13 protein-coding genes are annotated in these 11736 nt (G+C 34.2%); 8 read left to right on the top strand and 5 right to left on the bottom strand.

Annotation, left to right across the window (positions count from 1 at the left end; all coding sequences use genetic code 11):
• Window positions 1–74 precede the first annotated feature (74 nt).
• Complete coding sequence (locus ACFFU9_RS01960; protein WP_379859683.1) at window positions 75–851, bottom strand: TerB family tellurite resistance protein; 777 nt, start codon at window positions 849–851, stop codon at window positions 75–77.
• 209 nt (window positions 852–1060) lie between these two features.
• Here ACFFU9_RS01960 and ACFFU9_RS01965 point away from each other — a divergent pair, with 209 nt between their 5' ends.
• From ACFFU9_RS01965 to ACFFU9_RS01985, 5 genes are all read left to right on the top strand, one after another.
• Window positions 1061–1471, top strand: a complete 411-nt coding sequence (locus ACFFU9_RS01965) for a BrxA/BrxB family bacilliredoxin (RefSeq protein ID WP_379859684.1) — start codon at window positions 1061–1063, stop codon at window positions 1469–1471.
• Window positions 1472–1791: 320 nt separating this feature from the next.
• Window positions 1792–2187: a hypothetical protein gene (locus ACFFU9_RS01970; RefSeq protein WP_379859685.1), complete on the top strand. Its 396-nt coding sequence runs from the start codon at window positions 1792–1794 to the stop codon at window positions 2185–2187.
• Between the two features lie 26 nt (window positions 2188–2213).
• Window positions 2214–2951, top strand: a complete 738-nt coding sequence (locus ACFFU9_RS01975) for a lysophospholipid acyltransferase family protein (RefSeq protein ID WP_379859686.1) — start codon at window positions 2214–2216, stop codon at window positions 2949–2951.
• Between the two features lie 10 nt (window positions 2952–2961).
• Complete coding sequence (locus ACFFU9_RS01980; RefSeq protein ID WP_379859687.1) at window positions 2962–3954, top strand: acyl-ACP desaturase; 993 nt, start codon at window positions 2962–2964, stop codon at window positions 3952–3954.
• A gap of 70 nt (window positions 3955–4024) precedes the next feature.
• The gene (locus ACFFU9_RS01985; RefSeq protein ID WP_379859688.1) at window positions 4025–4678 is read left to right on the top strand and encodes an HD domain-containing protein; all 654 of its coding nucleotides are present in this window, start codon (window positions 4025–4027) and stop codon (window positions 4676–4678) included.
• Window positions 4679–4717: 39 nt separating this feature from the next.
• On the opposite strand, the gene ACFFU9_RS01990 is transcribed toward ACFFU9_RS01985, so the two are convergent.
• Entirely contained in the window at window positions 4718–5590 is an 873-nt protein-coding gene (locus tag ACFFU9_RS01990) for an AraC family transcriptional regulator (protein ID WP_379859689.1), read from the bottom strand.
• A 205-nt stretch (window positions 5591–5795) separates the two neighbouring features.
• On the opposite strand from ACFFU9_RS01990, the gene ACFFU9_RS01995 reads away from it, so the two are divergent.
• Together ACFFU9_RS01995 and ACFFU9_RS02000 are read left to right on the top strand one after the other, a co-directional pair.
• The gene (locus ACFFU9_RS01995) at window positions 5796–6392 is read left to right on the top strand and encodes a hypothetical protein (RefSeq protein ID WP_379859690.1); all 597 of its coding nucleotides are present in this window, start codon (window positions 5796–5798) and stop codon (window positions 6390–6392) included.
• A gap of 566 nt (window positions 6393–6958) precedes the next feature.
• The gene (locus tag ACFFU9_RS02000) at window positions 6959–7558 is read left to right on the top strand and encodes a hypothetical protein (RefSeq protein WP_379859691.1); all 600 of its coding nucleotides are present in this window, start codon (window positions 6959–6961) and stop codon (window positions 7556–7558) included.
• Between the two features lie 98 nt (window positions 7559–7656).
• Here the strand turns inward: ACFFU9_RS02000 and ACFFU9_RS02005 are convergent, their stop codons facing one another.
• Window positions 7657–8730 (bottom strand): PA0069 family radical SAM protein, encoded by a 1074-nt coding sequence (locus ACFFU9_RS02005; RefSeq protein WP_379859692.1) that lies wholly within the window; start codon window positions 8728–8730, stop codon window positions 7657–7659.
• A 237-nt stretch (window positions 8731–8967) separates the two neighbouring features.
• Between ACFFU9_RS02005 and ACFFU9_RS02010 the strand changes: the two genes are divergently transcribed.
• On the top strand, window positions 8968–9387 hold the full coding sequence (locus tag ACFFU9_RS02010; RefSeq protein WP_379859693.1) for a DUF1801 domain-containing protein: 420 nt from the start codon (window positions 8968–8970) through the stop codon (window positions 9385–9387).
• A gap of 69 nt (window positions 9388–9456) precedes the next feature.
• Here the strand turns inward: ACFFU9_RS02010 and ACFFU9_RS02015 are convergent, their stop codons facing one another.
• The gene (locus tag ACFFU9_RS02015; protein ID WP_379859694.1) at window positions 9457–10239 is read right to left on the bottom strand and encodes an enoyl-CoA hydratase/isomerase family protein; all 783 of its coding nucleotides are present in this window, start codon (window positions 10237–10239) and stop codon (window positions 9457–9459) included.
• Between the two features lie 120 nt (window positions 10240–10359).
• The gene (mgtE, locus tag ACFFU9_RS02020) at window positions 10360–11733 is read right to left on the bottom strand and encodes a magnesium transporter (protein ID WP_379859695.1); all 1374 of its coding nucleotides are present in this window, start codon (window positions 11731–11733) and stop codon (window positions 10360–10362) included.
• Window positions 11734–11736: the final 3 nt, after the last annotated feature.

Raw genomic sequence — 11736 nt, forward strand, 5'->3', positions numbered from 1 at the left:
TAAAATGATAAGCTAGGAGCTTTTAACACAAAACTCTTAAACATTTTGAATGGCATAAAAGCCTCGATTACGCTTTAAAAGCCTTGTTCTTTTTGTATTTGTTCATATGCTGTTTGAACCTGTCTGAACTTTTCTTCAGCACCTTTACGATGCGCTTCACCTAAATGGATCACTTTGTCGGGATGGTATTTTTTAGCCATGGTACGATAAGCTTTCTTAACCTCTTCTGCAGTGGCCCCTTTGTTAATTTCCAATATTTTGTAAGCATTATCACTACTGTTGTAAAACATGGCTTTAATGCTTTCATAGTCTCTTTGGCTAATCCCTAAAAAACCAGAAATACTATGGATTTGGCGTTCTTCATTATCTGTAACCATACCATCTGCCTTTGCGATACCAAATAGAAAATGCATAAGTTGTAAGCGAGATGGATGGTCCATCATGGTCTTTATCTGAAGGCACACTTGTTTAATCGGAATGTTATTTTGGTTATTTATGTTTTTGAATAACCTAAATGCTTGGTTTGCGCGCTCTTTTCCATACATGCTTACAAATTGATTGCGTACAAAATCCAGTTCGCGTTGGTCTTGTATGCCATCGGCTTTTATAACTATAGACGAGAGTATTAATAAGCTTACTTCAAAATCACCAGATTGTGTGCGTGGTGATGATTGTGATCCGTAATGTGGTCTTCTAGGGCCTCTTGTTTGTTCACCTTCTCCTAAAAATGGATTGTTTTTTCCATCTGAAAACGCATCCACCATGCTACCAATGGCCAATCCTATAATGGCGCCAATCGGGCCGCCAAACGACCATCCAATAGCCCCGCCTATCCATTTTGAAATACTCATGTAAGTAAGTTTTATTTATTACGTCAAACCTACATATAAATTCATTCTTTTAAAAGAAGAAATCTTATTAAGTGCATGGCTATCAATTTATGGATTATTTAAGAGATGTTGCCCATTAGGATGATATTTGTTTTTAGAATGCAGCCTAGTTTAATTGTACAATTGGTATCTTTGCCGTATAAGACGTTAATTATTAAAATTTAAAACATATGTATCCAGCAGAATTAGTGAAACCAATGCGCGAAGATTTAACGAAAGTTGGTTTCGAAGAATTACATACTGCACAAGCAGTTGATGAGGTTTTAGAGAAAAAAGGCACGACGTTACTCGTGATTAATTCAGTTTGTGGTTGTGCGGCAGCCAATGCGCGCCCAGGTGCTCGTATGAGTTTGCAAAACGACAAAAAGCCAGACCATATTGTAACGGTTTTTGCGGGAGTTGATAAAGAAGCGGTAGATGCGGCCAGAGGCCATATGTTACCATTTCCTCCAAGTTCGCCAAGTATGGCTTTGTTTAAAGATGGTGAATTGGTGCATGTTCTAGAACGTCATCATATTGAAGGCAGAGCAGCAGAACTAATTGCAGAAAACCTTAAAGATGCTTATAATGCAAATTGCTAAATAGGTGTTGAATTATAGATTAAAATGGAACCACGATACTGCATCGTGGTTTTTTTATGTGCATAACGCAACCTTTTGTAGAAATTTACATCTATAAATAAAATAGATACCCTTATAAAACAATTTTTTTAATGTTAATATTTATAAGCGTATTGTTTTTATATGATCTCTCTTGCAAAATAGAATCTATTAAATGGTTCGCCATTAATTATTAGTGCGGCAGCTTTGGGGATTGAAAACACCCAGAAACTAGATGAGAAATGAGATTTTAAGAACGAACCTAAGCGTATATTAAATAAAAGACCATTTAAACAAACTATATGATGCCAAAACACCTTTTAAGTATTTTAACCCTTTGTTTCGCGTTAATAACCTTTCAGTGCGAAGGTGATGATGCAAATAAAACTCAAGAAGTAGAACAAGCCGAACTTAAAAGTTTAAAATCTAAAATTGAAACTTTGATAAACACATCGATATGTGATAAGTCTACCACTTGTAAATATATTGCATTTGGTAGTAAACCCTGTGGAGGACCGTGGCGTTACTTGTTATATACGACTTCTATTGACGAAGAAAAACTAAAAACTTTAATTGAACTATACAATACTAAAGAGGCTGCTTTTAATACAAAGTGGGGGATTGTTTCAGATTGTGCGTTTCTAGAACCTCCTGTAAACATAACCTGCGAAAATAACATTTGTGTTCCTAGTTATTGAATGCTTGTTTTTGTTATTTTTGAGGTATGATGAAATTTTTGTCCTACCCTTTATCGGCAGTTTATATACTATGTTTTGGTATTACTATTTTGGTGTTTCACCCCATACAGTGGATTTGCTTTAATCTATTTGGCTATCAGGCACATAAGAAATGTGTAGATATCATGAACTTGTGCCTGATGCGATGTTTGCATATTATAGGAACGCGTTTTTCATATTTTAACCCTTATGAAATTCCACCTGATCGACCTGTAATTATTGTTTCTAACCATCAAAGTATGAATGATATTTCGCCTATGCATTGGTTTATGCGAAGGTATCACCCTAAATTTATCAGTAAAATTGAATTGGGAAAAGGTATTCCCAGTGTATCCTACAACTTAACCCATGGTGGGTCTGTTTTGATTGATAGAAAGAACCCGCGTCAAGCTATTCCGGCACTTATTAAGTTTGGGGAGTATATTGAAAAAAACAAGCATGCTGCTGTTATTTTTCCAGAAGGTACGCGAAGTCAGGATGGCACGCCTAAACCTTTTCAAACAAAAGGCTTGGAGGTATTGTTTAAAAAAATACCATCGGCGATAGTGCTGCCCTTAACAATAAACAATTCATGGAAAACTTTAAAATATGGTAAATTCCCCATGGGATTAGGGGCACATATTACATTTACTGTTCACAAACCAGTAAAAATAGATACCTTTGCAAATACCGAAGTGCTTATCCATCATATTGAAGCTACTATAAAAAAACATATAAACCCTTAAAAAAAATATTATGTCTTTAAAGAATGTTAGGTTAGAGGTTATGAAGTTTTTAGAGAAAGACGTAGAAACTTTAATCGAAAAATATTTAATAGAACCAGAAAAAATATGGCAACCCACAGATTTTTTGCCAAACCCTGATAGTGATCAATTTTATAATCAAATTGAAGAAATAAGAGAGCTTTCAAAAGAATTACCTTATGATTTTTGGGTGGTTTTAGTGGGCGATATGATTACCGAGGAAGCTTTGCCAACTTACGAATCTTGGTTAATGGACGTAGAAGGCGTGGATCAAGTTAACGGCCAAAACGGTTGGTCTAAATGGGTAAGGCAATGGACGGCAGAGGAAAATAGGCATGGCGATGTACTTAATAAATACCTATACCTCTCCGGTCGTGTAAACATGCGCGAAATAGAGGTTACTACTCAGCATTTAATTGCAGATGGATTTGATATCGGTACAGATAGAGATCCTTATAAAAACTTTGTTTACACCAGTTTTCAAGAGCTGGCGACTTATATCTCTCATAATCGTGTTGCTAAAATAGCAAGAAAGACCGGAAACAAACAATTAGGGAAGATGTGCCAGATTATTTCTGGTGATGAAATGAGACATCATCATGCATATTCCGATTTTGTAGACCGTATTTTTAAAGTGGATCCTAGCCAGATGATGATGGCATTCCATTATATGATGAAGCAAAAAATAACAATGCCAGCACATTTTTTAAGAGAATCTGGCGATAAGATAGGAACTGCTTTTGAAGAGTTTTCAAATACTGCACAGCGAATTGGAGTATATACCTCTAAAGACTATGTGGATATCTTGCAAAAATTAATTGACCGTTGGGAAATTGATAAAATAACAAACCTTGATGATGAAGCAGAGAAAGCACGTGATTATTTAATGAAGTTGCCATCCAGAATGTTGCGTTTGGCAGATCGCATTAAAATTCCAGAAAACTCTTATCAATTTAAATGGGTAAATCCAGCAATTGTAAAATAAACAAGAACCTATTAAATTTGTAAATTAATTCCTTTCTACTAAGAAAGGAATTTTTTATTTTTAATGCAGCATGAGCCAAGACGAAATAATTAGTGAAACAAAAAAGTTTGTACAGCAAGCCCTTGTGAATGCTGAAGGTGGCCATGATTGGTTTCATACAGAGCGTGTTTATAAAAATGCTTTACTTATTTCAGAAAAAGAAAATGTAGATGTGTTTGTGGTGGCATTGGGTGCTTTGTTGCACGACATTGCCGATAGTAAGTTTCATCACGGCGACGAAACTATTGGTCCTAAAAAAGCTTATAAATTTTTATCCCATTTAAATGTTGATCGGGAGGTTATCGAGCATGTTATAAATATTATTGCGCATGTTTCCTTTAAAGGCGGGCATGAGGTTTTGAAATACCATTCTGCAGAGCTGGACGTTATCCAAGATGCCGATAGATTAGATGCTATGGGAGCTATTGGTATTGCACGTACTTTTAATTATGGTGGTTTTAAAAACAGACCGCTCTATAATCCTGCTATAAAGGTTAATCTTAATATGACTAAAGCTGAGTATAAGGCGTCTACAGCACCAACCATTAATCATTTTTACGAAAAGCTTCTGCTCTTAAAGAACAAGATGAACACGGATACAGCGAAACAAATCGCTGTAAAAAGGCACGAATTTATGGAGCAATTTCTAGATCGATTTTATAAAGAGTGGAACGGCATGATTTAAACGCTTATTAAGTGCTCTAGTAATTCCAAATTATAAGGATTATTGAATAATCATTTTTATTTCTTTTCTATAATTGGACGCACTTTTTCCTGTAATTTCATTAAACTGCTTATTGAAATGGGAGAAGTTATTAAAACCACACTCAAAGCATATATCGGCAATACTCATTTGGCTTTCATTTAATAACTTAGTGGCATGTACAACACGATACTCATTTACCAGCTGTGTAAAGGTTTTTCCTGTAGCTTTTTTAAAGTATCTACAAAAAGCAGGAATGGTCATGCTTACTTCGTTTGCAATTTCATCTAAAGTAATGTGTTTTTGAAAATTTTTATTTACATATTTAAATACAACAGCAATTTTGGCGCTGTCTTGTGCTTCTGCTTCAAAAGCAAATCCGTCCGCATTTAATAAAGAGTAATCGTCTGTTAATGCTAAATGATTAAGGATTTCTAAAAACTTTATAACGCGCTCTAAGCCTTCATAGCTTAGTAATTTATCAATTTTAGGGCCTATAACAGCCTTGGTTTCCATTTTAAACCGTATTCCTTTCTTGGCACGATCAAATAAAGCAACCACATTTGTCATCTCGGGGATACTAATAAAATCGTTTCCTAAAAAATCAGCTTTAAACTGTACGGTGGTTTCAGAGCCATTGGCCGTAAGTCGATCTGTAAAACCATTATGCGGCAAGTTCGATCCTATTAAGATGAGCTGGCTATTGTTAAAATAGGATAAATGGTTTCCAATATGGGTTTTCCCTTGTCCTTTATTTATATATATAAGTTCAAGTTCGGGGTGAAAATGCCAATAGGCGCCACTTCTGTCAACACTTTCAATATGTTGTTTTACTATTATAGAACTTCCAAAAGTTGGACTTAACTTTCTTAAAGTAGGCTTCTTGTTCTTCATTACTTACAAAATTTAAATACAAAATTACAGATTATTATTCATACTTTGTGTATTTAATTACCTTAAACGTGTGCTATTTTAACTTAACATCTATTTAACATCTATTTAACAGGTAAGATAGCATATAAAGTAGCCAAATTAGATGTTTTTTAAGGAGGTAATCGGTTATACATTTGCACCGTTGAATGTTAATACATACAAAATTATGAAAACAATTAAAACAATTATGGTAATGGTAGTCTTAATGACTGCTTCGATGAGTTATGCAAATGAGCCTTCTGCGTTATTAGTTAAAAAAGGAAATAAAGAAACTGCTTTAGTTATAGAAAATGTAGTAAAAGGTGAATTTGTATCTATTAAAGATGATTTAGGTTTTGCTCTTTATAATGAAGTTATCATGAGCACTGGTAATTACAGTAAAGATTTTGATCTGGCAGAGCTTCCTAATGGAGACTATTTCTTTGAGCTATATGGCTACAATAAGATAGAAATTATTCCTTTTTCTGTAAATAAAAACAATGTTGTTTTTGATAAAGAAAAGGAATCTATAATTCATATGCCTGCAACAGCATTGGAGAATAATGTATTGTCTATTTCAAAAATTTCAAAAAATCTAGAACCCCTTAAAATAGAACTTTTTTATGAAGGCGCATCTGGTGTTTATGAATTGATAAATTCTGAAATAATAAAAGACGCTAATCCTGCTGAAAGGGTTTATGAATTATCGGAACTTCAAAAAGGACAATATAAAATAATCTATACCATATCAGGTAGAGTATTTGTAAAGCACATTAACTTTTAGTTAATATCATTTAGTTTAGTTTAGTTTAGTTTAGTTTGTAAAAGTGGGCTGTGGTGGCCCACTTTTTTTGTTTCTATATTATTCCGTTTTTTGAAATAATAAATTTTTGTGATCTATATTGTTTATACATGGTTTGGTAATCGTAGGGTCTATATTGTTAATTTTAAAGATAATTGGAATATATGAAAGATGTAAACGTTACCGTTATTTTTTTAAATAACCAGGTCACTTAGCATCGCCATTTGAGTTATATCCGCTTAAGGTGTTTATATTTTTAAAGTAAAAAAAAGCTGCGGTATTTATTACTTTAATAGAGCATAATTTATGTTATCCCATAAAATAGATGCTAACTGTACGAAGGTTAAGTCTTATCACTTTTTTATTCTCAAACAAAAAACACCTCTTTAATAAATGCTATTTAAATGGCTAAAAAATATGTTTTAAATTAACCTAAATTTGATGTAAAATTAACAGATAAAATAGCATATAAATCCATCAATATCAATGTTTTATGAGGTGGTATTCTGTTCTATATTTGCAGTGTTGAACATTAAAAAAAACAACTTATGAAAAATGTAATTAAGTACTCAAAGAAAGGAATCTTGATGGTAACATTGCTAGCTACCTTGTTAAGTTCTGCGCATGAAGTTTCATTATTTACTATTAAAAATGAAGCTGAAAAAATCTCACTGACTTTAAATGTAAAGAAGGGGAATTTATTATCAATTAAGGATGATAACGGTATTGTTTTATATAAAGAGCACATTCAAAAGGAAGGTGTGTACACTAAAGGGTTTGATTTAACATCTCTTCCAAATGGTTCTTATATTTTTGAATTAGATAAGGATATGGAAATCAGTATTATTCCTTTTTCCGTAAACGCTAGTCTTGTTTCTTTTAAAAAAGAAGAAGAAAAAACCATTTTTAAACCTTTTGTTAGAATTAAGGACGATATAGTGTATGTTACCCAATTAACGGTAAATAAAGCGCCTTTAAAAATAGATATGTTCTTTGCGGAAGGGAATGATTTTGAACTGGTATATTCTGAAAACATAGAAAACATCCAAGATATAAAAAAAGTATTCAAACTGAGTAGATTGAATGAGGGGCGTTATAAATTAGTACTTCATTCAGAAGGTAGGGAATATGAGAAAATAATTCAATAAATCCCAATATTACTTTATAAAAAAAGTGGGCTATAATAGCTCATTTTTTTTGTTTTATTTTTAGTGATATTTTTCTATAGAGCGCGACAAATATAAAATTAAAACAATTTTAATTGTCCATTTTTATACGGCTCGTGCAGATCACAGTTTAATTTAGGCATTTTTTTATCTTTAAAATACTTTTGTTTCCCCAAGTTTATAAGGATATTAATGTGTTCTGCAATTTTCCCTTCGCCGTGAATTCGGGTTTCATAACGACTATCATTTAAGTTCCCGCCATGGCAATCTTCAATCTGGTGTAATACTTTATCTGCGCGGTCTGGCATCGTTTTACGAATCCAATCTGTGAAAATTTCACCTATTGCCCCATTTAGCCTTACAATGGTGTGTGTAATGCCTAAAGCACCATGTTCTGAAGCTGCTTTGGCTAATGGTAAAATTTCATGACTGTTTATGGAGGGAATAATAGGAGCTAGCATGACATTAACAGGAATACCATGCTCACTTAATACCTTTACAGTGTTAAGCCGTTTCTTTATTGAGGTGGTTCTAGGTTCTAAAATGTGTTTAATATCTTCTGATAATGTTGTTATAGACATATTTACTCCAATTAAATGGTCTTCAGAAAGTTTTTTTAAGAGGTCTAGATCGCGAAGAATCAAGGCGTTTTTGGTGATGATGGATACAGGATGTTTATATTTTAAAAACACCTCCAAGCATTGTCGTGTAATTTCAAACTGCCTTTCGGCGGGTTGATAACAATCTGTATTTCCAGACATTACAATAGGATGAGGTTTCCAGTTTTTTTTCTTTAATACGTTTTCTAAAAGTTTTGGAGCTTCTTTTTTTACCATAATACGACGCTCGAAATCTAACCCAGCACCATAGCCCCAAAACTCATGTGAGTTTCGAGCATAACAATACACACAACCATGTTCACAACCTTGATAGGGATTCATGGAATACGACATGCCTACATCTGGACTTTCAACTTTGTTTACAATGGTTTTTGGAAATACCGGTAAATATTGAGTTTTGTTGTTATCGGTTTCTTCTCTTTCTTTATGGCAATACTCTAAAAAATCATCACGCATGTTATGACTTATTTCGGAAAAGCGATTGGGAACATGAAGCTGTGCGCCACGTCCTTTTGTATTAAATTTTGGATTCATTTTTATAAACTATAAAGATTTAAAGAGTTGGTGGGTCTTTAAAATTAATTATAAATTTTATTTTAGCAAGTTAAAGAATGAGGGGTTTATTAACAAAATATAATGGAGATGGGTATGGTATGTGGTATGAGAATGATATTGTAGCATAATGTTTAATAGGTGTCGTATATAAAACAATAAAGTGGATATGGAAGCGTATAAAATTATATTTGAATATAATATGACTAAAAACTGAAGATGGAACTGATAATTGATCCAGTGGTTAAGACTGTTTTTGAGCAATACCCAGAACCTGTTAGAGCGCAACTATTAAAAGTAAGACTCTTGGTTTTAAATACAGCATCAGAAATTAAGGGTCTTGATAAACTCCAAGAAACGTTGAAGTGGGGAGAACCCAGTTATTTAACTAAACATGGAAGTACTCTTAGAATGGGCTGGAAAGAGAAACATCCCAGCCAGTTTGCCGTTTATTTTAAATGTACATCCAAATTAGTAGAGACTTTTAAGGTTATTTATGGTGATAAATTCATTTTTGAAGGAACACGAGCGATTATATTTAAACTTCATGACGATATTCCTGAAAAAGAATTAAAACACTGCATCTGCTTAGCTTTAACCTATCATAAGATAAAACACCTTCCCTTATTGGGAGCTTAAATAACGTCGCGGGTTTTATGTATGAAATGGGGACTGTTTAAGACGATTACCATCCATCTTAAAACCGCTTTATTCTCCTGGGAAATTTGCTTTACGTTTTTGTAAAAAAGCCCTAGTGCCTTCCTTAAAATCTTCTGTTCCAAAACAGCTCCCGAAGGCTTCAATCTCAACTTCAAATCCGTTTTCACCATCTTTAAAATTGGCATTTATAGCTTTAATGGCAGATGCAATGGCTATTGAGGAGTTGTTGGAGATCTTAGCTGCTATTTTTTCGCAAAGGGGTAATAGGTCGTCTGCCGTTGTCACGTGATTGACTAAGCCATAATTCAAAGCTTGGTTGGCATCAATCATTTTTGCTGTCATAATCAATTCCATGGCGCGCCCTTTACCAATGAGCTGAGGTAAGCGCTGTGTGCCGCCATAGCCAGGGATAAGGCCTAAAGATACTTCAGGCAGCCCCATTTTTGCAGTGTCGCTGGCTACTCTAAAGTGGCATGCCATGGCCAATTCTAAACCGCCGCCCAATGCAAAACCGTTTACCGCTGCTATCACAGGTTTTGGTAAGTTTTCAATATAATCGAATAATATACGATGGCCTTTAGCGGCTAGTTTTGTTCCGTCATTCACATTATAATCTGCAAACTCACTAATATCTGCACCCGCCACAAAGGCCTTCTCTCCGCTGCCCGTAATAAGGATTACTTTGGTTTTTTTATGGGTATTAGCAATCGTTAGTGCTTCGTATAACTCTTGTATGGTCTCTCTATTTAGAGCATTGAGCTTAGTGGGACGGTTAACCGTTATAGTTGTAATACCATTTTTAAAGCTGGATAAAATATTAGTATATGCCATAATATAAATTATAAATAGGGGTTTGTTAAACACAATCCGTTCGATAATGTTTTAAATAAGCTACAGCATTAAATTTAAGAAATTTATGCTACAAGGAATGCCTAAAAATATTAAAAAAGACTAAAACCCTAAAATAAGTTTGGCTATTAAAAAGTACGTTAAAATGCCAAACACATCATTGCTAGTGGTAATAAATGGACCTGTAGCTACAGCGGGGTCGATACCTCGCTTATCTAAAAATATGGGTATAAAGGTGCCTATTGTTGCGGCCATTATAATAACAGCTATAAGGGCCAAACATATCGTTAAAGATTCGTAATAAGTGGTTTTAAATATAAAATGGCTAATTAAAAGAACAATAAAAGCTATGGCTAACCCGTTTACTAGCCCTAACAAAAATTCTTTAAAAAGCCGTTGTAGTATTTTCCCATCTATGGTATCGTTAGCAAGTCCTTGTACTACAATAGCAGAAGATTGAACACCTACATTACCTGCGGTGGCTTGTATTAAAGGAATAAAAAGCATAAGTTCTGGGTATTTTACCATGGCATCGCTAAAGCCGTTTATTATGCTTGCCGCACCAATACCTCCAAACATCCCAATTAATAGCCAAGGTAAACGTGCTTTTGTGAGTTCGAAAATGCTATCATCTGCTTCTACATCACTTGTAATACCTGCTGCCAATTGGTAATCTTTTTCAGCTTCTTCCTTCATAACATCTACAATATCATCTATCGTAATTCTGCCTAAAAGTTTTTGATTATCGTCTATAACAGGTATGGCTTCTAGATCGTATTTTTGCATCACCCTAACAACATCGATGGCGTCGTCATGTACGTTTACGCTATCGACGCTAGTGATATAAATGTCGGAGATTTTTTGGTCGCTTTTGGCAACAATAAGATCTTTTAAAGACAAGCGTCCAATTAATTTGTTTTGTTTGTTAACTACGTATATGGAATGGACGCGAGTTACATCTTTGGCCTGTACTCTAATGCGGCGTAAGCAACCTCCAACCGTCCAGGTTTCATAAACCTTTACCAGTTCTTTTGCCATAAGTCCACCCGCAGTATCTTCATGGTAAGCTAATAATTCCTTAATTTCGGCTTTATGCTCCTCATCTTGTATGTTCGAGATGACTTCAAGTTGGCGCTCTTCTGGCAACTCTGCAATAATATCGGCGGCGTCATCCGTATCCAGTTCTTGTATTTCTTCAGCAATTTCTTTTGCTGAAAGATTTCTTAATACTTTTTCCCTATTATCTTCATTAAGCTCCATCAATATGTCTGATGTCGTTTCAGAATCTAAAAGCTTGATTACATACATGGCTTCATCCAGATTTAATTCATCTAGAATTTCAGCAATATCGGCATAATGAAAATCGGCTAATAGTTGGTTAAGTCCATCATCATCATTAATTTTGATAAGGTTTTCAACTTGTTTAACAAGATCGTCGGTGAGTTCGAATTGTATGTTCTCTATATCTTCAGCCAAAGT

Source organism: Mariniflexile ostreae, from assembly GCF_042427585.1.
GTDB classification, from domain to species: domain Bacteria; phylum Bacteroidota; class Bacteroidia; order Flavobacteriales; family Flavobacteriaceae; genus Pseudalgibacter; species Pseudalgibacter ostreae.